The sequence below is a fragment of the Symbiobacterium turbinis genome, from assembly GCF_055383075.1.
On record NZ_AP042433.1, the window covers coordinates 2,760,503 to 2,784,975 of the forward strand.

Here is a 24,473-nt window from a genome sequence, read left to right on the forward strand (position 1 = left end):
GGGGGGTGCTGCGCGTGATCAATCTGACCATCGACCGGCGCCCCGTCTCGGTTGAACCCGGAACCACGATTCTGGAGGCGGCGCGCCAGAACGGCATCCGCATTCCGACGCTCTGCTATCTGAAGGAGATCAACCAGATCGGGGCCTGCCGCATGTGCCTGGTGGAGGTGGAAGGGGCGCGCGGGCTGCAGACCGCCTGCACCGTGCCCTGCACCGAGGGGATGGTGGTCCGCACCAACACCCCGACGGTCCGCGAGGCCCGCAAGCTGGTCCTGGAGCTGCTGCTCTCCGACCACAACATCGAGTGCCCCACCTGCCTGCGTGCGTCCAACTGCGAACTCATGCAGCTGGCCCACGACCACGGCGTCAGCCAGATCCCGCTGCAGGGGGCTCACCACGAAGCGCACCTGGACGTGGGCTCCGGCGCCATCGCGGTGGACAGCTCCAAGTGCGTGCTCTGCCAGCGCTGCGTGGCCGTCTGCCGCGAGGTCCAGGGGGTTTCGGCCATCTCGGTCACCGGCCGCGGTTTCGAGTCGCGGGTCAGCCCGTTCTTCGACGTCTCGCTCAGCGAGGCGGCCTGCGCCCTGTGCGGCCAGTGCACCCTGGTCTGCCCCACAGGCGCCCTGACCGAGTTCGACGAGACCGAGGCCGTCTGGCGGGCCCTGCTCGATCCCAACAAGCACGTGGTCGTGCAGACCGCCCCGGCCATCCGGGTCTCCATCGGCGAGCCGTTCGGCCTCCCGCCCGGCTCGGTCTCCACCGGCCAGATGGTGGCGGGGCTGCGTCGGCTGGGCTTCGACCAGGTCTTCGACACCGTGTTCTCCGCAGACCTGACGATCATGGAAGAGGCGACCGAGCTGCATCCAGCGGCTCCAGAGCGGCGGTCCACTCCCGCTGATCACCTCCTGCTCGCCGGGCTGGATCAAGTACGCCGAGCACTTCTTCCCGGGCGTGCTGGAGAACCTCTCCTCCTGCAAGTCGCCGCAGCAGATGTTCGGCGCGCTGGCCAAGACCTACTACGCGGAGAAGAGCGGCATCGATCCGGCGAACATCGTCGTGGTCTCCATCATGCCGTGCACCGCCAAGAAGTACGAGGCCAACCGGCCCGAGATGAACTCCTCCGGGTACCAGGACGTCGACTACGTGCTGACCACCCGGGAGCTGGCCCGCATGTTCCGCCAGGCCGGCATCCACCTGCCCGACCTGCCGGAGGAGGAGTTTGACAGCCCCCTCGGCATCGGAACCGGCGCGGGCACCATCTTCGGCACCACCGGCGGCGTCATGGAGGCGGCCCTGCGCACCGCAGCCGCCTGGCTGGAGCCCGACAGCCCCTCGCCGAAGATCGAGTTCCAGGAGGTGCGGGGCATCCCGTTCCAGGTGCGCGAGGCCACGGTCTCGCTGAACGGCACGAGCCTCAACGTGGCCGTCGCCAACGGGCTCGCGGCCGCCGGCTGGCTGATGGAGCAGGTCTCCACCGGCCAGAAGGACTACCACTTCATCGAGATCATGGGCTGCCCGGGCGGCTGCATCGGCGGCGGCGGCCAGCCGATTCCCGCCAGGGGCCCCGAAGCCCTGGATGAGGTCCGGCTCGCGCGCATCGCCTCGCTCTACACCATCGACGAGCGCATGACGCTGCGCCGCTCCCACGAGAACCCGGCGATACAGCAGCTGTACGCCGAGTACCTCGAGAAGCCTGGCAGCGAGCGGGCCCACCAGCTCCTGCACACCCATTACCACGCAAGGGTTCCCGCCGGCGTTCGTCGCCGGTAGCATGCCAGACCAGACGCGGCAGAAGGCCCTCCCCGCGGGAAACCGCAGGGAGGGCCTTCTGCTTCGTGTGGCCGGCAGGTGACACAAAGCCCCCGGGCGCCTCCACAAGCGGACTGCGCGGGCGCTGCGGGACGAATGTGCACTTCCCTCAAACCCTCGTGCCACATGCGTTTCCGGCAACGAGTTCCCGCCAGCCCTGGTCCTGCCTGGCGTTCACGGAAATGCACATTCTTACCACCTGTACGCTGTGGTGGCGAGACACCCTTCGCCGGCCGTCAGGCCCCCAGGAGAAGGCACATCAGGGCGCCGCGCCCCTGGTCGCGTCTCCTGGCACACATGCCGTCAGGCTGCGCGTCGCACGTTCAGGGCCGGGCGGCTCCGGCGCATGCGCAGGAGCCAGAGGGCAGCCGCCAGGTATACCACGATCGTCGCGAGCCCGGTCTCCCCCACCAGGTACAGCCCGAGCGGCGCCGTCACCTGGAGCCCCTGGCCGACCAGCTCGTTCAGCGCGTTGTGCGCAGAGTGCATCAGCGAGATCGGCCAGACGCTTCCGGTGGAGAGCCGCAGCTCGCCCATGACCACGCTCAGAATCAGGACCATGAGCGTGAATGACAACACGTTCAGAACGGGGTTCCCCTCCGCCAGGTAGAGATCGGAGAGAAACATGACCGGGTAGTGAAACGCGGCCCAGGCCAAGCCACCGATCAGGTGGCCCCGCATCCGGCCGAAGGCCATCAGCCGGGGCACCAGGTAGCCCCGCCAGCCCAGCTCCTCGCCCAGGGAAAAGGTGAAGGTGTAGAAGGCCACCAGCACCAGGTAGTTCAGAATCAGGGAGAGACCCGACATTCCCGGCAGTGGTGCGTAGGTGGCGAGCCCTGTGGCGACGGCGGCCAGATAGCCGCTGCCCAGTGCGGCGATGGGCAGCAGGACGGCCGCGGCCCACGCCCGCACGCCGGCCCGGCCCAGGCCCAGGCGGCGCCACCCATTGCGGGTGTATCCGTCGCGGCCGATGAGCAACATCATCACCAGCGCAGCCAGGGTGGGGACGAACATCAGAAGCCGGTACCACGACATGACGACCACACCCACAGCCCCGCCCAGCACGAGCACGATGTAGAGGACCGCCTGTGCCCTGTCGTTCAGCCTCAGCATCCGGTGCCCCCCTCACGCGACCCGGGCGTTTCCGCCCGAGAGCGTGCGCCAGTAGAAGGCGTAGGTCACCGCGTAGTACAGGATGTACAGCCCCAGGTAGCAGAGGGCGACCAGCCACCCGTAATGCAGCACCGACCGCTGTACGAGGGTCCCCAGCGCCCTCATCGCAAAGGTCGAGTGCATCAGGCCGACCAGGAACGGCACGAAGAAGATGACCTGGGTCTGGCTCAGCGACACCCTGCGCAGCTCCGCCCGGCTCACGCCCAGGTGCTGCAGCCGCCTGAAGTGGCGCCGGTCCTCGTCCACTTCCGTGAAAAGCCGGAAGTAGAGCACGCTGCAACTGGTGGCGAAGAAGACCAGCGAGACGAAGACGCCCACGAACAGGGCGAGGCCCCAGCCCGAGACCGAGCGCTGGTACTCCGGAATGGCAGACGAGAAGAGGACGCCCTGGTCCAGGCTGTAGAAACGGCTGAGGAGGGCGTCCGCGGCCGCCGCGGCCTCCCGGCCGCGCCAGTGCGCCACATCCCACATCGTGACCCGGACCCGCTGCTCCTCCGCGCTGGCAGCCACGATCTGGTCGAACAGCGCGTCCGGCAGCACGAGGACGTGCCGGACCCCTCCGTTCTCATTCACCGGCAGGCCACTGAAATCGGGGGCCACGGCCAGCGAATAGATCTGCTCCCCCACGGCCAGCTCCCGCGGTTTGGGGTTCCAGTCTTGAATCGTGGGATCCAGGAGGGTGTACGGATGGGCCAGCAGGGCCCCGTCTCCCTCAACGTCAGGCAGCGGGCGCACCTGATCCGACCCCGGCGGCGTCTTGGAATAGAGGGAGTACGGAACCAGGAAGACGGAAAGGTCTGTGTCCAGCTCCCCACGCACTGTCACCAGATCGGTGCGCACCCATTCCCCCACGCCGTGCCGGCGCAGTTCCGCCTCCACCATCTCTGTCGCCGACTCGCCCCGGACCGGCTCGACCAGCTGGAAGGTCCGCGGGTGGCTGACCTGCGCCTCGTGCGCGAAGACCACCAGGAGCGTGTAGATCGTGCTCACGGCGGTGAGGATGACGGCGATGGCCACGGCCGTGTTGGCCAGCACCCGGGCGTTCTCCTGCAGCTTGAACTGCAGGTGACTGACGGTGAGGAAGGGCGACGTCCGGTAGTAGAAGCCCTCCCGCCGCCGGAGCCAGCTCAGCACGGCGATGCTGCCCTCCTGCATGAGGAAGACGGTGCCCAGGGAGACCATGATGGTCACCGGAACCACCCCGAGGATGATGGCGGTGGGTGACGGGGCGCTGGCCCAGGCGTACCCGAGCACCACGAGCAGGAGCCCCAGCAGGGCCTTCCACCACCGGAACGTGGGCGCCGCCCTGGGCTTGCGCTCGGCCCGGATCAGGTCGATCACCGTGCTGCGCACGATGTCGATCAGCGAGTAGACCGAGACGAATGCGAAGAAGGCGCCGAAGACGGCCAGTGTCTGCACCCAGACAGGCGGGCCCGCGTAGATGGGCAGCGCCTCCGGCAGCCGCAGGAGCACGCTTATCGCCATGAAGAACAGCCGCAGGAAGAGCAGGCCGAAGCCGAGCCCGATGGCCAGGGCCGCGGCCCCGATGAAGAGGCTCTCCCAGAGGACCACGGCCATCAGTTGCCCGCGCGTGACCCCCATCAGGCTCCAGAGGCCGAACTCCTTCTTGCGGGAGCGGACGAACGCCGCGTTGGAGGTCATGAGGAACAAGAAGGTGATACCGGCGATGAGCACCGAGGCCGCCCGGATGCCCTCGCTGACGCCCCAGGCGCCGGCGTAGTCCCCCTGTAGCTGCGGGTGCCGGGCCAGGGCGGTGTAGATGAAGTAGATCATCACCGCGAAGGCCGCGCTCCCCAGGTAAGCCAGGTAGCGTCCCCGGTTCCGCCAGACGTTTCTAGCCGCGATTTGCCAGAGGCTCACCCCGGCCACCTCCCATCAGCGACAGCACGTCCAGGATCTGCTGGAAGAAGGCCTCGCGGCTCTCGCCCCGGCGGATCTCGGTGTAGAGCTGGCCGTCCCGGATGAACTGGATGCGCTGGCAGTGGCTCGCCGCAAAGGCGTCATGGGTCACCATGACGATGGTCACCCCGGCCATGCTGTTGAGCATCACCAGGGTCTCCATCAGGTCCTTCGCAGACCGGGAATCCAGGTTGCCGGTGGGCTCGTCGGCCAGGATGACGGCCGGTTCGTGGATAATCGCCCGGGCCGCCGCCGCCCGCTGCTGCTGGCCGCCCGAGACCTCGTAGGGGTACTTGCCGAGAATGTCGTCGATCCCCAGCTGCGCCGCCAGCAGCCGGAGCCTCTCCTTGATGATGTTCACGGGCACCCTGTCGAGCACCAGCGGCAGCGCGATGTTCTCCCCGATGGTGAGGCTGTCCAGCAGGTTATAGTCCTGGAAGACGAAGCCCAGCCGCCGGCGGCGGAACAGCGCCAGTTTCTCGCCCCGCAGCTGGCCGACGTCGGTGCCCTCGATCGCCACGCTGCCCGAGGTCGGCCGGTCGATGGTGGCCAGCAGGTTCAGGAGGGTCGTCTTGCCGCTGCCCGACGGCCCCATAATGCCGAGGAACTCGCCCTTCCTCACCTGGAGGGAGAGGTTGTTGAGAGCGCGCGTGGCCACCTTGCCCCGGCCGCCGTACACCTTGGTGAGACCTTTGGCTTCGAGAACCAGCATCATGCTGCCTCCCCGTTCTACTGTTCAGGCTTCAGTGTAACGGTGCTGGCAGGGAACTTCCTTGGATTCACCTTTCAGTTCAGCATTTGAACCTTACGGTCTTGTCATGTGAGCCGTAAGCTACCCGGGCCCTGCGAGGGTGAGCACAGGGAATCAGCAGCTTGAGCAGAAGCAACACCTGGTGGCGCCGCAGCACAATCGGTGGACAGGGGAGACCGGCATGATTGATGTGTGCGGACACCAGGCGGAGCAGGCAGCCGCGTACGCAATCGGGGACTGGGACCGGATGTGACCCCAAAGTAGCCTGACCTTACGGCTCCGTCACATCAGTCAGGATGTCCCGCACGCCGGCGAATAGAGTCTGCGGGGCGGCGATGCGGAGCCGCACCGTTGTGCCCTTTCCCGGGGCCGAATCCAGACTCAGCTCGTGCCCCAGCCGCCGGCACACCTCACGGGCCAGGTAGAGCCCCATCCCCGTCGCCTGCGGGAAGGCGCGTCCGTTCAGCCCGGTGAAGAAGGGGTCGAAGACCCGGCCCAGGTCCTCCGGCGGAATCCCGACGCCGTTGTCGGCGATCTCCAGCACCACATCGGCGCCCTCCCGGCGCAGGCGGAAGAGCACCCGGCCCTCCTCATCGCCCTCCGGAGGCCGGGCTGCGTACTTCAGGGCGTTGCTCAGCACCTGCTCCAGCACGAAGCGCAGCCACTTGCGGTCGCTCTCCACAAGCCAGGGTCGCCCGGAATCCCCCTCAGCGCGCACCTGGGGGTAAACCCGCCGCGCGATGAACTCCCGCTTGTGGTCGTTGACGACCCGCCGCACCAGAGCCTCCAGGTCCAGCCGCTCGGCACGCAGGTCCCCGGCAAAGTCCTGAAGGCGCACGGTGTTCAGCAGCATCTGCAGCGAATGCTGGAGCCGCTGGTTCTCCTCCGCCACGCTGGCCGCCAGGGCCCTGGCCTCCTCCGGCCACCCGTCCGGCTGGGCCCGCTGCAGGAGCAGATCCACCACCGAGACCGGGGTCTTCATGTGGTGCGCCCACTGGGTCACCAGGCTGACATTCTTCTGCCCCCGCTCCCGTTCGGCGGCCAGTTCGCCGCTCAGCCGGCCGTACATGCGGCTCCATGCCTCGGCCAGCAACTCCCCCTCCTTCGTCTGCGGGGCGGGCAGCACCGCGAGCTCCGCAATCGGCTCCTTCCCCGACAGCCCGGCCAGGTGGCTGTAAAAGGGGGCCAGCCGCTGATACTCCCACCAGAGGAAGAGCACGAGCCCCACCAGCCCGAGAAGCAGGATGTAGAGCAGGTTCACGAACTGCAGGCTCGCGCCGGAGAGCATCAGGTCCAGCTGAACCACCACCAGGGCCAGGACGGCGAAGGCCACGTAGACCACGATGTAGGCGATCCGGTCCCGAAGGAACTGCGAGAAGCGCACCTCACTCCCCCCCGCCCGGGTTCAGCCGGTAGCCCTGGCCCCGCTTGGTCTCGATCATGTCGGCGAGTCCCAGATCCTCCAGCCGGCGGCGCACCCGCGTCACGTTCACCGTGAGGGTGTTGTCGTCGACGAACTCGGTGTCGTCCCAGAGCTCCTCCAGGAGCGTCTCCCGGCTGACAATCTCGCCCGCCCGCCGGGCCAGGCACCAGAGCAGCCGGAACTCCTTCGGGCTCAGCTCCACCGCCCGGTCTCCCCGGCTGACCCGGTTCGTCGCGCGGTCGAGCAGCAGCGGCCCGGCGCTGAGCAGGTCGGCCTCGCCGCCGGCAGCGTACTCCCCGTAAGCCCGGCGGATGGCCGCCTTTACCTTGGCGAGGGCCAGCTCCAGGTTGAAGGGCTTGGTGATGTAGTCGTCTGCCCCGTGCTCGATGGCACGCACCTGGTCCATCTGATCCGAGCGCGCGGAGATGAACAGGATGGGCACCCGCGAGACGGTGCGAATCTGCCGGCACCAGTAGTAGCCGTCGTAGCGGGGCAGGTTGATGTCCAGGAGCACCACGTCGGGCCTGGCCTCCACAAATTCCGCTTTGATGTTGGCGTAGTCGCGCGCCAGCACGACGTCGTACCCATAGCGGACAAACTCGTCGGCCAGAATGGACGCGATCTTCTCATCGTCCTCGACGATCATGATGCGAAAACGGCGCCCCTCGGTCACGGCCACCTCTCCTTTCGCCACTGACGGAGCACCTCCGGGTTGACGGGGGTGGGCGGCTGCCGCCCCGTGAGGGCGGCCACCAGGTTTTCGGCCGCCAGCTCGGCCATCCGGGTGCGGGTGCGCACCGAGGCTGAACCGATGTGCGGCACCGCCGTCACGTTAGGCAGCGAGAGCAGCGGGTGGTCGGGGGAAACCGGCTCCTCGTCGAACACGTCGAGCCCCGCGGCCCAGATGCGGCGGTCCCGCAGGGCCGCGTACAGGGCCCGCTCGTCCACCACCGGCCCGCGGGCGGCATTGACCAGCACCGCCGTAGGCTTCATCAGCGCCAGCTCCCGCGCGCCGATGAGCCCGCGGGTCTCGGGCGTCAGCGGCACGAGCACAACCACGAAGTCGGCCTCCCTGAGCAGGTCGTCCAGCTGCCGGTACGATGCCCCCACCTCTGCCTCGAAGGCGGGGTCAGGCCGCCGGTTGTGGTAAAGAATCCGCATGTCAAAGCCGCGGGCCCGCCGGGCCACCGCCTGACCGATGCGGCCGGCCCCAATGATCCCCAGCGTCGCGCCGTACACATCCTGGCCGGTCATGAACATCGGCGACCAGCCCTTCCACCGGCCCTCGAGGATGATGCGCTGCCCCTCGTACAGCCGGCGGGCGGCGGCGATCATCAGCCCGAAGGCCAGGTCGGCGGTGGTCTCCGTCAGCACCCCGGGCGTGTTGGTGATCAGCACGCCGCGCGCCGTCGCCGCCGCCACATCGATGTTGTCGTAGCCCACCGCCATGTTGGCGTACACGCGGCAGCGCGGGGCTTCGTCCATGAGCGGCCCGTCGATCCGATGCATGCCGACGATCAGTGCGCCATCGGACTCCCGAAGCGCGCGCACCAACTCATCCTGCGGCATGGGCTCCTCCTCGTGATCCCAGGTGTGCACCTCGCACGCGGTGCGCAAGATAACCTGTGCCGCTTCGGGAACTCGCCGTGTGACCAGGACGCGCGGTTTCGTCATGCCTCATGCCTCCCTGAGACAGATTGCGGGGCGATCCTCTCCGTACTTCGTTCAGTTCTCGCTTTTTCATCACGCAGGGAACTGTCTCCCTGCAGCGAGCGTCCTATGCTCGTCATATGGAAACACGTCCGGGAAGCGGTGAATTCGACTGTGAAGGTTGGCCTGGTGAGACATTTTCGGGTGAAACATGCCTACCCCAAGGCGTGGGTGACGCCCGACGAGGTTGCAGATTGGTTTCATGGCTATGACAGCGCCGATATTGAATACGGCCACGTCGATCTGAGCGGCGGCAACTGGAAGCACTGCTTCTGCAGCGACCTCCCCAGGGCCATCAAGACCGCCCGGGCGATCTTTCCGGGTGAGATCATCATCCTGAAAGAGTTACGTGAAATCGAGCCGTACCCCTTTCGGGGCAACCGCATCAAGCTGCCTTTCCTCATCTGGGCCGTACTGGTCCGGATCGTCTGGTACTTCAAGTCGCACCCCAACGTGGAGAGCCGGCGCGCCGTGCGGGAGCGGGTGAGGCGCGTGGTCGACCTGGTGCTGCAATCCGGCAGCGACTCCCTGGTCGTCAGCCACGCCGCCCTCATGCCCTTCCTGCGCAGCGAGCTCAGGCGGCGCGGTTTCAGGGGCCCCTGGTTCGGCCACGCGGTCAACGGGCTGCTGTACGTGTTCGAACGGTAAGACGCTCTAAGCTGAGGCCACCACGCCACCCAGCGTGGTGGCTTTTTTCTTCTATCGCGCGGCCAATCCCCATACAATGCGACAAGCCTTGCCTGCCAAGGGCGCAGAAGGGAGGTCACCGCGCCATGAGCGTTCGTGCCGGCCCGACCCGGCCCCTCACGGGCGCTGAGTACCTGGAATCGGTTCGCGACGGCCGCGAGATCTGGGTGTACGGCGAGCGGGTGAAAGACATAACCGCACATCCTGCATTCCGCAACGCGACCCGCATGATCGCCCGCATGTACGACGCCCTGCACGACCCTGCGACCCGCGACGTGCTGACCACCGAAACCGACACCGGCTCCGGCGGTTACACGCACCGGTTCTTCCGGGCCCCCCGAAGCGCCGAAGACCTGGTGGCGGCGCGCGACGCCATTGCCGCCTGGGCCCGCATCTCCTACGGCTGGATGGGGCGCAGCCCCGACTACAAGGCGGCTTTCCTCGCCACACTGGGCGCCAACGCAGAGTTCTACGACCCCTACCAGGAGAACGCCCGCCGCTGGTACCGGGAAGCGCAGGAGAAGGTGCTCTACTTCAACCATGCCATCGTCAACCCGCCCGTAGACCGCAACAAGCCGCCCGAAGAGGTCAGCGACGTATACATGCACGTGGAGAAGGAGACCGACGCCGGCCTGATCGTCAGCGGCGCCAAGGTGGTGGCCACCGGCTCGGCCCTCACCCACTACAACTTCATCGCCCACTACGGCCCGCTGCCCATCGGGAAGAAGGAGTTCGCGCTTATCTTCGCCGTGCCGATGAACGCGCCCGGCGTGAAGCTGATCTCCCGGCCCTCCTACCAGATGATGGCCGAGGTGATGGGCAGCCCCTTCGACTACCCGCTCTCCAGCCGGCTGGACGAAAACGACGCCATCTTCATCTTCGACCGGGTGCTGGTCCCCTGGGAGAACGTGTTCGTCTACGGCGACATCGAGAAGGTCAACAACTTCTTCCCGCTCTCGGGCTTTGTCCCCCGGTTCACCTTCCACGGCTGCGTCCGCCTGGCCGTCAAGCTCGACTTCCTGGCCGGGCTGGCGCTGAAGGGGGTGGAGGCCACCGGCGCCGCAGGATTCCGGGGCGTGCAGGCCCAGGTCGGCGAGATCCTCGCCTGGCGCAACCTGTTCTGGGCCATCACCGACGCCATGGCCCGCAATCCCGATCCGTGGATCGGCGGGTACGTCCTGCCCAACACCGACTACGGCCTCGCCTACCGGGTGTTTGCCACCGTGGGCTACCCCCGCATCAAGGAGATCATCGAGCAGATCCTGGGCAGCGCCCTGATCTACCTGAACTCCCACGCCGTCGATTTCCAGACCCCGGAGATCCGGCCGTATCTCGACCGGTACGTGCGCGGGTCGGGCGGGTACGACGCCGTGGAGCGCGTGAAGCTCATGAAGCTGCTCTGGGACGCCATCGGCACGGAGTTCGGCGGCCGGCACGAGCTCTACGAGCGCAACTACGCCGGGAACCACGAGAACATCCGGATGGAGGTCCTCTTCACCGCCATGGCCACCGGCGCGGCCGAGCGCTACAAAGGCTTCGCGGAGCAGTGCATGGCGGAGTACGACCTGACCGGCTGGACCGTGCCCGACCTCATCAACCCGGATGACGTCAATCTTCACCTGCGCAGCCGCCGGGAGGCGCGGGTGGCTAAGAAGCCATGAAGGGAGTCGGTTGCGGTGAAGGAGCCCATCTTTGACGTCGCCCAGCTCGCCCACGTGGAGATCTACACGCCGAAGCCCGACGCGACGCTCTGGTTCTTCAAGGAGTTGCTGGGCATGGAGGAGACCTGCCGCGAGGGACAGTCCGTCTACCTGCGGGCCTACGAGGACTTCTACCACCACACCCTGAAGATCACCGAGCGGGACCGTCCGGGGCTGGGCCACGTTGCCTGGCGCACCTCGTCGCCCCAGGCGCTGCAGCGCCGGGTGGAGGCGCTGCAGGCGTGCGGCGCCGGACGGGGCTGGATTGACGGCGACCTGGGCCACGGCCCCGCCTTCCAGTTCGTCACGCCCGACGGCCACCCGATGGAACTGCTGTGGGAGGTGGAATACTACGAGGCGCCGCCCGAGAAGCAGACCGCGCTGAAGAACCGGCCCCAGAAGCGGCCCATCACCGGCGTGCCGGTGCGCCGCCTCGACCACGTGAACCTGCTCTGCAGCGACCCCACCCCAAACAAGGAGTTTATGATGGAGCAGCTGGGCTTCCGGCTCAGGGAGCACATCATCCTCAGCGACGGGTCGGAGGCCGGGGCCTGGCTCAGCGTCAGCCCGCTGGTCCACGAGTTGGCCTGCATGCGCGATCGCACCGGCTCGAAGGGCCGCCTGCATCACATCTGCTACTGGTACGGCTACCCGCAGCACCTCTCGGACATCGCCGACCTCTTCGCAGAGAACGACATCACCATCGAGGCCGGTCCCGGCAAGCACGGCATCAGCCAGGCCTACTTCATGTACGTGTTCGAGCCCGGCGGCAACCGCGTGGAGCTGTTCGGCGACGCCGGCTACCTCATCTTCGATCCCGACTGGAAGCCCGTCACCTGGCGGGAGGAAGAGCTGGACAAGGGCATCATCTGGTTCGGCTCGCCGCTCCCCGCCGAGTACTTCCTGTACGGCACCCCCGCCCCCGAGGAGGAGGCGGCAGACTAGTGCTGAAGGAGGCCACCACGGCAGCGCGTGGTGGCCTCCTGTTTTTCTGCGCAAGCGCCGGTTCACCGCCGGCCGGGCCGGTCAGCCCGCCCGCCCGTCCACTGCGAACAAGGCCGCGGTCGGCTGCGACGTCAGGACCATGAACTCCTGCAGCCGGGTGCGGTCGACCAGAATCACGTCTTCGGACTCGGCCTGCTCGCGGGCCTCCCCGGTGAACTCCCCTGTGCTCACGATCATCGCCCGCTCGCAGCCGTACAGCGCGCGCGCCGACTGCACGTTCAGCACAGGGTCAGCCTCCACCGGCTCGTCTGCGCGGTGCGCCTGCACGGCGATCCGCTGCTCGGTGGTCGGGTGCGTCAGCACCAGGTCGACGCCGTAGTTTCCCACCGGCGGGGTGAACTGCACGATGAAGCCTGCGGACCGGAAGAGGAACGCCAGGTACTGCAGGAACTCCTGGCTGTTCATCTGATCGATGGCGGCCAGGTCGGCGCTGCGGTACCGGGCTTCAACCTTGGCCCGGCGCCACTCGCCGATCCAGTACCGGATGGAATCGATGATCTTGTAGCAGATGAGCAGGCCGCCGAAGTACAGAAGCAGCGCCCAGCGCAGCTCCCAGAGCGCACGGCCCACCGGTTCAAGCCAGGCCCACACGCAGATTCCCTCCCTGGAGGCAGTAAATCCAATTCAAGCCTGTACCTTTCAAGTCATACCAAATTAAGGTTCGCCAGAATTCCCGGCAACTCCTTCTAAGCGCGCCTGTGTGCAGGCCGGGCCGCCGCAAGCCCACAGGAGATCGTCTTCCGCACGCCGAAAAGGAGGCCCAGGTAAGGGAAGGAGGCAGGCCTTTGTCCGGCAGTCTGTTCCTGCTGAAAGCCCGCGGCGCCTTCTACACAAGCCGGACCGCGGCGGATTATATGGTGCGCTGGGCCGTTCGCGGCCCCGCGGACGCCGTGCTGGAACCGTGCTTCGGCGAAGGGGCCTTCCTGGAGCCACTGGCTGAGGTGCTGGAGCCCGATCGGGTGTACGGCGCGGAGATCGACGAGGTCGCCTTCACCCGGGTGCTCCGCCGTGAGCTGCTCACAGCCGACCGGGCCCACCTGGGCGACTTCCTGGAGACCGAGCCGGGGCGGTCCCCCTTCCCGCGCGCGTTCAGCGCCGTCGTGGGCAACCCGCCGTACGTCCGGCTGCGCAGGCTGCCGAAGCCGGCGGCGGCGCGGGCGCTGGCAGTGGCCGAGGCGGTGATGGGCGAGCCCATGAGCCCCAGCGGCAGCCTCTGGATGCCCTTCGTGCTTCAGGCCTGCCGCTTCCTGGGCAGCGGGGGCCGGCTGGCGTTCGTCCTGCCCTACGAGCTGACCTACGTGCAGTACGCCAGGCCGCTGTGGCGTTACCTGAAGGGCCACTTCCGGCACCTGCGCTGCATCCGCGTGTACGACCGGCTCTTCCCGGACCTGTCGCAGGATGTCGTGCTGCTCCTCGCGGACGGGTTCGGGGGCGCGACCGACAGCGTCGCCTATGAGGCCTATGAAGACCTGGATGCCTTGCTGGACGGGCAACCGCTCCGCACGGCCCGGATCGCCGTCGCGGACGTGGTGGCGGGCGACCGTCCGTTTGTGAGGGCCCTGCTGGCGCCGGAGCTGACGGCCCTGCTTTCGTCGCGGCGGCTGGCCGACCGCCTCACACGGCTGGGGCGGGTGAGCCGCTTCTCCATCGGCTACGTCGCCGGCGACAAGCGGTTCTTCCACCTGTCCGCCGAGGAAGCCGAGGCGCGGGGGATTCCGCAGGACCACCTGCGGCCGGCGCTCACCAGCGGCCGCGAGCTCAGGGCCATCGGCATCTCCACCCGCTCTGTCCCCGAGGGGCGGCGGCTCTACCTGTACGACCCGCCGGCTCAGCGGGAAAGCCTGACCCCGGCCGACCTGCGCTACCTGGCTGAGGGCGCGGCCGCCGGGGTCCATCAGCGGTACAAGTGCCGGATCCGCGAGCCCTGGTACAAGGTGCCCGGGCTGGAGCAGCCTGACCTGCTGCTCTCCGTCTTCAGCGAAAGCCCCATCATGGTCTTGAACGACGGCGGCTTCCTCGCCTCCAACAGCCTCCTGTGCGGCCGCGTCGCCCGGGGCGTCGACCCGTCCCTGGTGGTCGCCTCGTGGTACAACAGCCTGACCTTACTCTCCTGTGAGATAGAGATCCACTCGCTGGGCGGCGGGGTGCTGATCCTCATCCCCGGAGAGGCCAACAAGGTGCTGGTGCCGCGCCTGCAGCAGGTCCCGGCGGGTCACCTTTCCGCCCTGGACCGGCTGCTGCGGACGCGCGACGGGCTGGAGGGCGCCTTTGCCCTGGGCGATGACGCGGTGCTGGAAGGAGAGCTGAAGCTAACGCGGCAGGAGGTGAACCTGATCCGCGAGGGCGTTGAGACCTTGCGGAGATGGCGAAAAGGCGTTCAGAAGGTGAAGCGCTGCAACTCCTGACGCAGCTCCTTCGCCATCTCGGCGAGGCTCCGGGCTGATGTGGCCACCTGCTCGGATGAGGCGGTCAGCTCTTCCACCGCGGCCGAAACCTCCTGCGCGGCGGCGGCGTTCTCACCGGAGACCTCGGCGATGTTGTGCACAATGGTTGTGACCTCGGCCGCGCTGGCCGCCATCTCCTCGGTGGCGGCGGTGCTCTCCTCGATCAGGGCCGCGACCTCGTCGAAGGTCCGGATCACCTTGCCCGAGTCGCTCCGGACCTTCTCCGCGGCCTCGGCGACGCCGCCCATCAGCTGCACGGCCGTCTTCAAGGTCGTCAGAATGTCGTTCAGCGCATGGCCCGCCTGGGCGGCCAGTTTGTTGCTGGCCCTGACCCGTTCTGTGCCGGCATCCATCGCCCTGACCGCTTCCGCCGTCCCGCTCTGGACCCGGGCAATCAGGTCGGCGATCTCCCGGGCCGAGGCGGCGGATTGCTCGGCCAGCTTGCGCACCTCTTCCGCCACGACGGCAAACCCCCGGCCGTGCGCTCCGGCGCGGGCCGCCTCGATGGCCGCGTTCAGGGCGAGCAGGTTGGTCTGGTCTGCAATGCCCGAAATGGCCTCCGTGATCGCGCCGATCTGACCGGAGATATGATCCAGCTGCTTGATGCGTTCGGCCGCTGCCTCCACCATGTCGCCGATCTCCTCAAGCTCGCTGAGGGTGCGCGCGACAACGTCCACCCCGGCCTGTGTCCGCTCAACGGCCTTGATGCCACGGTCCGCTGTGCCGGTAGCCGTAGTCGCCATCTCCTCCAGACTGGCGGCCATTTGCTTCACAAGCGTGTCGGCGCTCTGGACGCTTTCAGCCGTCTGACCGGCCCCTTCGGCGATCTGCCGGATGGAGTCGCGGAGCTGATCCATCAGCGCCCTGGCCTCGGCGGTTCCCCTGGCCTGCTCAGAGCTGCCCGCGGCGACCTGCGTGATCGCCTGCGCAGAGCTGGTCGCGGCCTGGGCCGCAGCGTCAGAGGCGGCGGAGAGCTGTTCCGAGGCATCCATGACCGTCTCCACGCCCTGGCTGATCTGCTGCAGCAACTCGCGCAGGTTTGCCGTCATCTCGCCCATCGCCCTCGCAATGTCGCCGACCGCACCGCCGGTTCCCGCCTCCAGGCGTTCGGTGACCAGGTTCCCGGCGGCAATCTGCCGCGCGGCATTCGCCAGCCGCTGCATCCCGGTTTTCGTAGTGCGGGCGGTCAGCAGAGACACGATCAGGATGCCGAGCAGACCGATCGCGAGCAGGACCAGGAGGGCCAGCTGCAGCTGAGCGGCTCTGCCCTCTGCGGCCGTCACGCGGTTCGCTGCATCGCGCTGCATCTCCGAAACGAGCTCTGCGCTGTGCGCGCTGATCGTCTCCAGGGCGGGCGCCAGCTCGTCCCGCCAGGCAGAGGCATCCGCCTGCAGACCCGCCCGGGTCGGCAGGGCGCCTGCGGCAGCATGGTACTTGTCGAGGTCCTTCCGCATCTGTTCGATGCGCGTCCGGGTCGATTCGGCGGTGGCCAGTTCGGCGAGGTCGTCCAGCCATCCCGTCAGTCGGGTGCGGGCCTCCTGCGCCCAAGCGAGGTGCCGCTCGTCTCCAGACAGGAAATACTCCCGCATGGCCCCGGCCTCGCGCAGCAGCTCCGCATGCACCTCCTGCGCGATCCCGGCCAGTTCCCGCTGCCGGTCCACTTCATTTAGTTCGCCGCGGACGTGTTGGAGCGCGAAAAACCCGAGCCCCCCCAGGGACAGAATGAAGACCATGATGAGCAGCGATGACAAGAGTAGACTTGAACCGCTCCTGAGCCGAGTGTTGAGCCCCATAGAGAAGTATGCCTCCCTCAGTGATCGTTGCTGCGGTGGCGCATACACAAGAGAGACGGCCGTCCGACTGGAAAGACCGTCCATCTGTGCGTCGTACGAACCACATTTTACGATAGTTAGCGGCGTTTCTCTAGCTGACTTGTAGAATTAGCAGCATTAGTTATTTTGTGCTATCGGGCAATAGGTAAGGCCGCACCAGACACGCAGACGGGCTGCAGGGACAATACCCTGCAGCCCTTCTCTCATCTGGTGCCCGAGGCGGGACTCGAACCCGCACGGCCGCGGCGGCCCCAGGATTTTAAGTCCCGTGCGTCTGCCATTCCGCCACTCGGGCCAGATCGCGTCAGTTCATCTTAGCACGTGCCGGCAGCCGATTTCAACCGACCATCTCCTGACAGCGCGGAAACAGGGCGCCGAACCGACGCCCTGGCTCAGTTCATTCCGGGAATGACCGTTTGATAGACCTGTTCATCCGGCCAGGTAAACCCCAGCTGCTTCGCCTTCAGCTCCATTGACTCGTCGCTGGTGACCCGCTCCAGCGTCTCCGACAGCCGCTGCTTCTTCTCCTGCAGCGCTTTCAGCTCGGCCTCCACCTGCGCCTGCACCTGCAGGGCCTGCTGCAGTTCCACCTTTGCCTCGTAGAGCTCCAGCGCCGCGAACGAGAGGACTGCTCCGACCGCGGTGATCAGCGCGCCGGTCAGCCAGTGCCACCGCAGGGGATTTCCCCTGACGCGCCGGCCTGGCTGTGACGCGGTCGCCGCCGAATCCGCCCTCCGCCTATGGGGAGTCCTCATTCTTCTTCCTCCCTGTCGGCGCTGTCAAACAGCCCCAGACTGTCGCCCGGCAGAACAATGACCACCTGGTAGCCCTTGGCCTTCGCCCGGTTGTACAAGGTCGCGACGGTGCTGGCTGCGAGCGAGAGGCGCCTGGCGACCTGCTCGTTGCTCCAGCCCATCTCTTTCAGCACCACAACCTGCCGCTCCCGGAAGCTCAGCCGTTCTGCTCCGCGGATTTCGATGTTCACTGCCGCGTCAGCCCCTGGCTACCAGTTATGCACAACCTGTGGATAGCCCTGTGTACAACCTGAGTACAACCTGGGTACAAGCTGTGTACGTTCTTATTACCTTCTTCGACAAACGGGAAACTCCTGCTCGAAGGGCCGAAACTTCATTTTCTTTGCCCCCGCAGCCAGCGCCTGAGCGCGCGCCGGACGCGCCGTTTGGTAAGCAGATAGTGGAGCCGCAGCCAGCGGTACGGCCCCCGGAGCTGCCGGGCCAGCCAGGATCCGGACCACTGCGCCCCGCGCTGCAGCAGCCCCGCCAGGGCCAGCAGCGGGAGCCAGAGCAGCCGGAGAAACAGCTCCCAGAGCAGGTGGAGCGCCCAGGCCACCGCGCGCAGGAGGCCGTCGGCCAGCCAGAGCACGGTCGGACTCGCGAGCGCGTAGTAGAGCAACAGGCCGATCAGGAGGCCGACCAGCACATAGAGCCGGTACTCGCCCCAGTTGCCCAGGAACAGGCCGGTGCCGACCATCGCCGTGGCCGCGCCCCAGAAAAGCAGATCCCCCAGGGCCGCCAGCAGCGGCCCTGGGCGCAGGAACCGCCTGACCGCCCTGAGCAGGTCGAACAGCAGGCCGACCCCGATGCCGCTGAGCACCGTCATGAAGAGCGCGTAGAACTGAAGCTCCATCCGCAGCACCGGACCGCCCCCTCGCCCCGACTGCCCGTGCCCATCCGCTACCTGAGCAGCCGCTCCAGGAATGACCGGCCGCGCGGCTGTCGGCCGCTCCGCTGCCGCGGGCTGGCGTACTGCAGGCCCGAGACAAAGCCCTCGATCTCGAACTCGCCCTTCTCCAGGTCCAGCTGCTTGATCTGCAGATCCTCACCCCGAATCGTCAGCAGCCCCATCTCCGTCTCCAGATTCACCTCTTCGTCGTCGAAGCTGTCCACGGCGACCACGCCGGTGATCTGCACCCGCTCCCGGTTGGCAATACTGAGGGAGTGGCTGCTTGCCGGCTGCTCGCCCATACCGGGGCTCCTGCCCTCCGTCCGGTACGGCGTCCGCTCCTCCACCTGTGACCGACCTCCTCTGCACCCCCCGAAACCGGGGAACCTGTCCCATCCCTATGCCGCACTCAGGTGCATTATGTAAGAAAAGGACCGCCCTTCCGGCGGTCCGCACGGCTCTCCGCTATTCAGGGTCGTCCTCCAGGTGGGGCAGAACGCTGTCGGGTTTGAACTCCTCCGAGACCACCTCGTAGAGCTCCCTTGCCTCCGCGGCGCGCACGTGCTCGCGCACCTCCACCACCCTCACCGTCAGCTGTCGCCGGCCGAAATCGATGAAGACCGTGTCCCCCGGCTTCACCTCGGTCCCGGCCTTGGCCGGTCTGCCGTTGATCTGCACCCGTCCGGCATCGCAGACCTCTTTCGCAAGCGTGCGCCGCTTAATGATCCGCGACACCTTCAGGAACTTGTCGATTCGCATGAAAACCGCTCCTTACACGAAGACCGGACCCCGTTGCAGGGTCCGGCCCAACCGTCTTGGCCTATACGCTCTCCTTCAGCTCCTTGCCCGGGCGGAAGGCAGGCACCTTGCCCGCAGGAATCTTGATCGGCTCACCGGTCTGGGGGTTGCGACCCGAACGGGCAGCCCGGTTGCGAACCTCAAACGTGCCGAAGCCGACGAGCGAGACCTTGTCTCCCTTCTTCAGGGCCTCCTTGATGGACTCCACAACCGCATTCAGCGCCTTCTCCGCATCCTTCTTGGTCAGACCGGACTTTTCGGCAACACTTGCGACCAGATCCTGCTTGTTCAAGAATCGGTCTCCCCTTTCGAGGTCAGAATTGGGTATGATTCCCGCTGAGCCGTATTCGGCGCAGGTTTGCGGAACTCCTTCCATTTCCTTTACGAGTGTCGTTGTTTTCCCCTATATTTTTTCCGAAGTTCGACCCGTTTGCCTTCTTCCCACAGCGCATCCATCTCCGAAAGGCCTACGTCGGCGGGATGCAGCCCCTTCGCGGCGAGCCGTTCTTCCACATACCGGAAGCGCTTCTCAAACTTGGCGTTCGCCCGGGTAAGGGCCACCTCTGGGTCGACCTTCAGCTTCCGGGCCAGATTGACCGCCGCAAACAGCAGGTCGCCCACCTCAGACTCCCGGTCGTCCGGTCCGGCCGCCAGCACCTCGTCCAGTTCCTCCCGCACCTTCTCCGCGGGCCCCCGGGCGTCGTCCCAGTCGAAGCCGACTGCGGCGGCCCGCTTCTGCAGTTCGCAGGCCCGGGAGAGCGCCGGCAGGGCCCGGGACACCCCGCTGACCACGGATTCAGCCCGCTGCCCGCCGCGCTCGGCCTGTTTGATGGCGTCCCACCGGCGGGTGACCTCCTCCGCCGTCTCCGCCGCCGCATCGCCGAACACGTGCGGGTGGCGGCGGATCAGCTTCTCGGTGATGCCCGCGATCACGTCCCGCATGTCGAAGCGGCCCGCCTCCCGGGCGATCTGCGCATGGAAGACCACCTGAAGGAGCACGTCGCCCAGTTCCTCGCACAGGTGGCCGGGGTCGCCTTCGTCGATGGCCTCCACCGCCTCGTAGGCCTCTTCCAGCATATAGCGCCGGAGCGACTCATGGGTCTGCTCCCGGTCCCAGGGGCAGCCATCCGGCGCGCGCAGCCGCGCCATCACGTCCACCAGCGGGTCCAGCGGCCACCGCCCCGGCGAAGCCTGCGCCAGAGGAGGCAGGAACAGGTCTATCCGGTATTCTCCCCACTTCTGCCCTGTCAAACCATCCAGGGCAATCTGGTGCACGCGCCCCTGGGCATGCACCTTCACCGGGTGCGAAGGGGGGAAATGCCGGCGCAGCGCGCGCTGCACGGCGCCCAGGCCGTCAGGCGGGATGTCGCGGATCACCAGGGGCAGGCCCGTGGGCCCGGCCCAGTCCTGCAGCCGTCCGGCTGAGCGCACCTCCAGCCCCTCCGCGAGATCGATCTGAAACATGCGCAGCAGGTCGTCCATAGCCGTGGTCCCCCTTATGTGTCGCGCAGCAGCCGCAATCGTGTAAGCCGGTCCACCATCGCGGGCGACATGCCCGGCACCAGCTCCAGGTCGGCCCGCCGAATCCCGCCCAGGGCCAGCAGGGCGAGGCCATAGACCAGCACGCCGACGGAGATGACCGCGAGCCCCGAGAGGCGCGCCCACCCGATGGCAGAGCGCAGCAGCGGGCTGACCCACACCAGCGCGACGGCCATCAGGGCCGAGGCGGTCAGCGGGCGGAGGATGTTCGCCCGGACCCCGAGCCCCAGGCCGAACCGGCGGCGCAGCGCCAGGAGGTTCAGTCCCGCCGACAGGAAGAAGCCCACGGTGGTCGCCCAGGCCGCCCCCTTGGCGCCCAGGGCCGGCACCCCGGTCCACCACCAGGTCAGCACGATCTTGACCAGCACGCCCAGAAGCTGGTTCCAAACCGAGAGCCAGATCAGGCCCAGCCCTTGTAGGATGCCCGACGACGTCTGCTGCAGCATGAGGAAAATCGTCGACCAGCCCAGCGGCGCCATCACGTAGTGGCCAGGGCCGGTGAAGAGCACGCCGTAGGCGTCGCGGCCTGCCGCCACCAGACCGATGGTGGCCGGAAGGCCGATCAGCCAGGTCAGCCGCATCGCGGCGGCCGAGCGGTGCCGGGCCTGCTCCACCCGCCCAAGGGCCATCGACTCGCTGATGGCCGGAATCAGCGAAACATACAGGGCCTGGGCGAAGATGATGGGCAGGTCCCGGAGCTGCGTCGCGTTGGTGATGTAGCTGAGGGCCCGCTTCGCCTCCGCGACATCGGTGCCGGCGTCGATGAGCCGGTTGGTGATGAGGGCCGTGTCCGCGAGCTGGGTCAGCGGCAGCACGGCGCCCAGGAAGGAGAGCGGCATGGCGATGGCGAGGATCTCGCGCATCAGCTGCCAGGTGCTCAGCTTCTCCCACGACTCCACCCCCGGGGCCACCGTCGTCCAGTTCTTCATGGGCCGATCACGCATGTAGATGTAGACCACGTAGACCAGCCCGAGAAACACGCCGACGGTGTTGCCCGCGTTGAAGGCGGCCGCCCCCAGGTTCAGCGCGATGGGGGTGAGCAGGAAAACGCCGGCGAGGCCGATGATGACGCGCCCCAGTTGCTCGATCACCATCGTCATCGCGGCGGGCCGCATCTGCTGCATGCCCTGGTAGAGCCCCCGCAGCGAGACCTCCAGGGTGACCATCAGGATCGCCGGGGCCAGCGCCAGGAAGCCGGGCGTGGCCTCAGGAAAGCCCTGCACCCGCGCCATCCACGGCGCCGCGAAGGCGAAGAGCAGGCTGAAGATCACCCCGCCGATGCCGAGCACGGTGCTGGAGAGGCGCACCACCCGCCTCGCCCCGCGCAGATCGCCCACCGCCAGCCGCTGCGAGACCAGGCGGGAGACGGCGACGTTCAGCCCGGTGGATGAGATGGCCAGGATGAGCATGTAGGGCGCGTTCGGCGGCGACACCATGGCGAGCCCGTCCTCACCCAGGGGTATCTGGGCGACGGGGCGGTAGAAGACGCCGAGTATGCGGGAGATGAGGGATCCTGCCGTGATCAGCAGGGCGCCTCGCACAAATCCCTCCGATCTGGTCTGCTGCAACGAATAACCCCCTATCGCAGGAGCCGGGTGCGGCCGAGGATAGCCACGAGCCGCGGCCCGAACCGGGGAATCGCGGCCACATCCCGGCGGTGCACACCACCCACCAGGAGCAGCGTCAGCCCGTATACCGCCGCCCCTGCGGCAATGGCCAGGAGAAGGCCCGGGTTTCCCGGCGGCACGTACGGTTGCATGAGCCGCAGCAAGCCGACCATGGCCAGGCTGGCCCCCAGCGGCTTCCAGAGCATGCTGCGGGTCTGGAGCGTCCGCCCCAGGTGCCGCTCCACATCCACCAGGTTCAGGGCCGCCGCCGCGCCGAAGCCGACGGCCGTGGCCCAGGCGGCCCCGGCGATGCCGTGAGGGCCTGTCCACAACGCAGTCAGCGCAATTTTGACCCCGGCCCCCAGCACAAAGTTCCGCACCGGCAGACCGATGCGCCCCATGCCCTGCAGCACGCCCGAGGTGGTCTGCTGCAGCATGATCGGGAAGACGGCCCAGGCCATGGCTTCCAGCGCCGGGCCGCCCGTGGGCGCGCCGTAGATCAGCCGGTAGATGCCCGTCGCCAGGGCCCAGATGCCCGCCTGCGCAGGGATGCCCAGGAGGAAGGTGATGCGGTACGCCTGCCGGGCCTTCCGGCGGGCGTCGGCGAGCCGGCCGAGGGCAGAGGCGCTGGCCAGGGCAGGCAGAACAGCGGTGTAGACGGCCGTCGAGATGATGGCCGGCAGGTTGGCGATCATGAAGACGTTGGTGAGCAGCCCGTACTGCTCCTGGGCGTCGATCCCGGTGACGCCCGCGGCGGAAAGAGCGCGGAAGACGAACAGTGCGTCGGCCATCATCATGAGCGGCACGACCGCCCCGACGATGGTGATCGGCGCCGCCACCGCGAAGATGCGGCCGTACAGCCTGAGGCCCCGGGGCAGCCGGTCCCTCCTGGCCGCACCGGGCGCCCGGGCAGCGTCCAGTGCGGGGCCGGACAGCGTCCCCGGCCCCTCCGCGGCCGCCTGCTCCGCGTGCCAGAGCGCCGGGCCCCTGCGCGCGGACAGGATCAGCATGTACACCAGGGCCGCAGCGGCGCCGAACACATCCCCCAGGTTGAACCCCGCCGCCCCCATGGGCACGGAGACCCGCACCAGTGCCCAGGTGAGCGCCGCGCCGGCGCCCACGCGCACCACCTGCTCGACGATCTGCGACACGGCGGTGGGGGTCATCTGCTGAAAACCCTGGAAGAGCCCCCGGTAGGCGGCCAGGACCGACGTGATGAAGAGGGCCGGGGCCATCGCCCGGAAGCCGGGGGCGGCCTCCAGCACCTCCGGTGAGATCGCCCGGGCGATCCACGGCGCCCCCAAGAAGAAGGCGGCCGCGCCCGCCAGCCCCAGGCCGGCCATCAAGGCCAGGGCCGAGCGGAACACCCGCCGGGCGCCGTGCGCATCGCCCAGAGCCATCCGCTCGGCTACCAGTCTGGCAATGCCCACGTTCAGGCCGACGGAGGTGAACGAAAGGACGATCTGGTAGGTGGTGACCGGCACCTGCGTCAGGCCGAGTCCCACCGCCCCGCCGCGCCCGTCAAACGGAGCGAAGATGCGGGCGACCAGCGGCTTGTACAGCAGTCCCAGGAGCCGGGTGATCAGGGTGGCCAGGGTGAGAACGAACGCCCCGTGCAGAAACGATTCGCCTTTGCGCGCCTGCATGCTTGCCCCCCTGTCGTCGGTTCCAGTGAGACCGCTTAATCTTTCCTATGGTATCTCACCAGAACCCTGCCGTAAAGGGCAGCGCCCCCCGGCACAGACAAAGACGTTCAGGAGCAGGCCAGCTGCTCCTGAACGGCGGGTTTCCCTGCTATTGCTCCATCTGTTTAGCGAGAAAACCGGCGGCGGTTTCCGCAAGCTTGATCTCCGTGTCGGTCATGGTGGCATCGGCCTCCCGTGAGCAGATGATCACGGCGCCGATGGGGTCGCCCCCGGCCACGATGGGGGCAACTACGTACACAGGGATGCGGTTCTCGTCCTCATCATCGCCGATGATCGATCCCCGCTGCTTGCCCTCACCTGCCCGGGTCACAACGATCGAGCGGCGCTCCTCCATGGATCGTTCCACAATCGAACCGATGGGCTTGTTGAGGAACTCCTTCTTGGGCGCTCCGGCTACGGCGATAATCGTGTCCCGGTCGGCAATCAGTGCAGTATGCCCGATAGCCTCGTAGAGAGAGTCGGCGTACTCCTTGGCGAACTCCCCCAGCTCCCCGATCGGCGAGTACTTCTTGAGGATCACTTCGCCATCGCGATCGACAAAGATCTCCAGGGGGTCGCCTTCCCGGATCCGAAGGGTTCTACGGATCTCTTTGGGGATGACAACCCGGCCCAGGTCATCGATGCGTCTGACTATGCCTGTGGCCTTCAAGTACAACCCTCCTCTGTAGGCAGCGACTTCGGCTCGA

22 protein-coding genes, 1 tRNA gene and 1 pseudogene are annotated in these 24,473 nt (G+C 67.4%); 5 read left to right on the forward strand and 19 right to left on the reverse strand.

Features of this window, described 5'->3' with window-relative positions:
• Positions 1-8: 8 nt before the first annotated feature.
• Positions 9-1,770: pseudogene (locus ACZ45O_RS13315) on the forward strand (NADH-dependent [FeFe] hydrogenase, group A6).
• A 342-nt stretch (positions 1,771-2,112) separates the two neighbouring features.
• Here the strand turns inward: ACZ45O_RS13315 and ACZ45O_RS13320 are convergent.
• The 6 genes from ACZ45O_RS13320 to ACZ45O_RS13345 all read right to left on the reverse strand — a co-directional run bounded on the left by ACZ45O_RS13320 (position 2,113) and on the right by ACZ45O_RS13345 (position 8,750).
• Positions 2,113-2,922, reverse strand: a complete 810-nt coding sequence (locus ACZ45O_RS13320) for a CPBP family intramembrane glutamic endopeptidase (RefSeq protein ID WP_464853645.1) — start codon at positions 2,920-2,922, stop codon at positions 2,113-2,115.
• Positions 2,923-2,934: 12 nt separating this feature from the next.
• Entirely contained in the window at positions 2,935-4,863 is a 1,929-nt protein-coding gene (locus ACZ45O_RS13325) for an FtsX-like permease family protein (RefSeq protein ID WP_464853647.1), read from the reverse strand.
• On the reverse strand, positions 4,838-5,614 hold the full coding sequence (locus ACZ45O_RS13330) for an ABC transporter ATP-binding protein (RefSeq protein ID WP_464853648.1): 777 nt from the start codon (positions 5,612-5,614) through the stop codon (positions 4,838-4,840). The genes ACZ45O_RS13325 and ACZ45O_RS13330 overlap by 26 nt, the downstream gene beginning before the upstream one ends.
• A 310-nt stretch (positions 5,615-5,924) precedes the next feature.
• Entirely contained in the window at positions 5,925-7,037 is a 1,113-nt protein-coding gene (locus ACZ45O_RS13335; RefSeq protein WP_464853650.1) for a sensor histidine kinase, read from the reverse strand.
• Between the two features lies 1 nt (position 7,038).
• On the reverse strand, positions 7,039-7,722 hold the full coding sequence (locus ACZ45O_RS13340; RefSeq protein ID WP_464857757.1) for a response regulator transcription factor: 684 nt from the start codon (positions 7,720-7,722) through the stop codon (positions 7,039-7,041).
• A 23-nt stretch (positions 7,723-7,745) separates the two neighbouring features.
• Entirely contained in the window at positions 7,746-8,750 is a 1,005-nt protein-coding gene (locus ACZ45O_RS13345) for a 2-hydroxyacid dehydrogenase (RefSeq protein WP_464853652.1), read from the reverse strand.
• A 165-nt stretch (positions 8,751-8,915) separates the two neighbouring features.
• Between ACZ45O_RS13345 and ACZ45O_RS13350 the strand changes: the two genes are divergently transcribed.
• From ACZ45O_RS13350 to ACZ45O_RS13360, 3 genes are all read left to right on the forward strand, one after another.
• A complete protein-coding gene (locus ACZ45O_RS13350) occupies positions 8,916-9,434 on the forward strand; it encodes a histidine phosphatase family protein (RefSeq protein ID WP_464853654.1) in 519 nt (172 codons plus the stop codon).
• A 125-nt stretch (positions 9,435-9,559) separates the two neighbouring features.
• Positions 9,560-11,134, forward strand: coding sequence for a 4-hydroxyphenylacetate 3-hydroxylase N-terminal domain-containing protein (locus tag ACZ45O_RS13355; protein ID WP_464853656.1), 1,575 nt, complete (start codon positions 9,560-9,562; stop codon positions 11,132-11,134).
• 15 nt (positions 11,135-11,149) lie between these two features.
• Entirely contained in the window at positions 11,150-12,118 is a 969-nt protein-coding gene (locus ACZ45O_RS13360; RefSeq protein ID WP_464853658.1) for a catechol 2,3-dioxygenase, read from the forward strand.
• A gap of 81 nt (positions 12,119-12,199) precedes the next feature.
• Here ACZ45O_RS13360 and ACZ45O_RS13365 read toward each other — a convergent pair whose 3' ends face one another.
• A complete protein-coding gene (locus ACZ45O_RS13365; RefSeq protein WP_464853659.1) occupies positions 12,200-12,769 on the reverse strand; it encodes a restriction endonuclease in 570 nt (189 codons plus the stop codon).
• Between the two features lie 194 nt (positions 12,770-12,963).
• Here ACZ45O_RS13365 and ACZ45O_RS13370 point away from each other — a divergent pair, with 194 nt between their 5' ends.
• The gene (locus ACZ45O_RS13370) at positions 12,964-14,583 is read left to right on the forward strand and encodes an Eco57I restriction-modification methylase domain-containing protein (protein ID WP_464853660.1); all 1,620 of its coding nucleotides are present in this window, start codon (positions 12,964-12,966) and stop codon (positions 14,581-14,583) included.
• On the opposite strand, the gene ACZ45O_RS13375 is transcribed toward ACZ45O_RS13370, so the two are convergent.
• From ACZ45O_RS13375 to spoVT, 12 genes are all read right to left on the reverse strand, one after another.
• On the reverse strand, positions 14,556-16,355 hold the full coding sequence (locus ACZ45O_RS13375; protein ID WP_464853661.1) for a methyl-accepting chemotaxis protein: 1,800 nt from the start codon (positions 16,353-16,355) through the stop codon (positions 14,556-14,558). The genes ACZ45O_RS13370 and ACZ45O_RS13375 overlap by 28 nt on opposite strands.
• A 307-nt stretch (positions 16,356-16,662) precedes the next feature.
• Positions 16,663-16,749 (reverse strand) — tRNA-Leu (locus ACZ45O_RS13380).
• A 97-nt stretch (positions 16,750-16,846) separates the two neighbouring features.
• Entirely contained in the window at positions 16,847-17,209 is a 363-nt protein-coding gene (locus ACZ45O_RS13385) for a septum formation initiator family protein (RefSeq protein ID WP_464853662.1), read from the reverse strand.
• Positions 17,206-17,439, reverse strand: coding sequence for a sigma factor-like helix-turn-helix DNA-binding protein (locus ACZ45O_RS13390; protein ID WP_464853663.1), 234 nt, complete (start codon positions 17,437-17,439; stop codon positions 17,206-17,208). The genes ACZ45O_RS13385 and ACZ45O_RS13390 overlap by 4 nt, the downstream gene beginning before the upstream one ends.
• A 143-nt stretch (positions 17,440-17,582) precedes the next feature.
• Positions 17,583-18,101 (reverse strand): spore cortex biosynthesis protein YabQ, encoded by a 519-nt coding sequence (gene yabQ, locus ACZ45O_RS13395; protein ID WP_464857759.1) that lies wholly within the window; start codon positions 18,099-18,101, stop codon positions 17,583-17,585.
• 47 nt (positions 18,102-18,148) lie between these two features.
• Positions 18,149-18,484, reverse strand: a complete 336-nt coding sequence (gene yabP, locus ACZ45O_RS13400) for a sporulation protein YabP (RefSeq protein ID WP_464853665.1) — start codon at positions 18,482-18,484, stop codon at positions 18,149-18,151.
• 118 nt (positions 18,485-18,602) lie between these two features.
• The gene (locus tag ACZ45O_RS13405) at positions 18,603-18,896 is read right to left on the reverse strand and encodes an RNA-binding S4 domain-containing protein (RefSeq protein WP_464853667.1); all 294 of its coding nucleotides are present in this window, start codon (positions 18,894-18,896) and stop codon (positions 18,603-18,605) included.
• Positions 18,897-18,957: 61 nt separating this feature from the next.
• The gene (locus ACZ45O_RS13410; RefSeq protein ID WP_011197343.1) at positions 18,958-19,227 is read right to left on the reverse strand and encodes an HU family DNA-binding protein; all 270 of its coding nucleotides are present in this window, start codon (positions 19,225-19,227) and stop codon (positions 18,958-18,960) included.
• Positions 19,228-19,316: 89 nt separating this feature from the next.
• Positions 19,317-20,417 carry a nucleoside triphosphate pyrophosphohydrolase gene (gene mazG, locus ACZ45O_RS13415; RefSeq protein WP_464853668.1) on the reverse strand — a complete coding sequence of 367 codons (1,101 nt, stop codon included), beginning with the start codon at positions 20,415-20,417 and terminating at the stop codon, positions 19,317-19,319.
• A 14-nt stretch (positions 20,418-20,431) separates the two neighbouring features.
• Positions 20,432-22,042 (reverse strand): putative polysaccharide biosynthesis protein, encoded by a 1,611-nt coding sequence (locus tag ACZ45O_RS13420; RefSeq protein WP_464853670.1) that lies wholly within the window; start codon positions 22,040-22,042, stop codon positions 20,432-20,434.
• An 11-nt stretch (positions 22,043-22,053) separates the two neighbouring features.
• Positions 22,054-23,727 (reverse strand): putative polysaccharide biosynthesis protein, encoded by a 1,674-nt coding sequence (locus ACZ45O_RS13425; RefSeq protein ID WP_464853672.1) that lies wholly within the window; start codon positions 23,725-23,727, stop codon positions 22,054-22,056.
• A gap of 148 nt (positions 23,728-23,875) precedes the next feature.
• Positions 23,876-24,436, reverse strand: coding sequence for a stage V sporulation protein T (gene spoVT / locus ACZ45O_RS13430; protein ID WP_464853674.1), 561 nt, complete (start codon positions 24,434-24,436; stop codon positions 23,876-23,878).
• Between the last annotated feature and the right edge of the window lie 37 nt (positions 24,437-24,473).

Excerpts from the sequence above, each read along its gene's own strand:
- ACZ45O_RS13320 (WP_464853645.1), bottom strand. The coding sequence starts at position 2,922 with ATGCTGAGGCTGAACGACAGGGCACAGGCGGTCCTCTACATCGTGCTC.
- ACZ45O_RS13330 (WP_464853648.1), bottom strand. The coding sequence starts at position 5,614 with ATGCTGGTTCTCGAAGCCAAAGGTCTCACCAAGGTGTACGGCGGCCGG.
- ACZ45O_RS13340 (WP_464857757.1), bottom strand. The coding sequence starts at position 7,722 with ATGATCGTCGAGGACGATGAGAAGATCGCGTCCATTCTGGCCGACGAG.
- ACZ45O_RS13345 (WP_464853652.1), bottom strand. The coding sequence starts at position 8,750 with ATGACGAAACCGCGCGTCCTGGTCACACGGCGAGTTCCCGAAGCGGCA.
- ACZ45O_RS13355 (WP_464853656.1), top strand. The coding sequence starts at position 9,560 with ATGAGCGTTCGTGCCGGCCCGACCCGGCCCCTCACGGGCGCTGAGTAC.
- ACZ45O_RS13375 (WP_464853661.1), bottom strand. The coding sequence starts at position 16,355 with ATGGTCTTCATTCTGTCCCTGGGGGGGCTCGGGTTTTTCGCGCTCCAA.
- ACZ45O_RS13385 (WP_464853662.1), bottom strand. The coding sequence starts at position 17,209 with ATGAGGACTCCCCATAGGCGGAGGGCGGATTCGGCGGCGACCGCGTCA.
- yabQ (WP_464857759.1), bottom strand. The coding sequence starts at position 18,101 with ATGGAGCTTCAGTTCTACGCGCTCTTCATGACGGTGCTCAGCGGCATC.
- ACZ45O_RS13405 (WP_464853667.1), bottom strand. The coding sequence starts at position 18,896 with ATGCGAATCGACAAGTTCCTGAAGGTGTCGCGGATCATTAAGCGGCGC.
- mazG (WP_464853668.1), bottom strand. The coding sequence starts at position 20,417 with ATGGACGACCTGCTGCGCATGTTTCAGATCGATCTCGCGGAGGGGCTG.
- ACZ45O_RS13425 (WP_464853672.1), bottom strand. The coding sequence starts at position 23,727 with ATGCAGGCGCGCAAAGGCGAATCGTTTCTGCACGGGGCGTTCGTTCTC.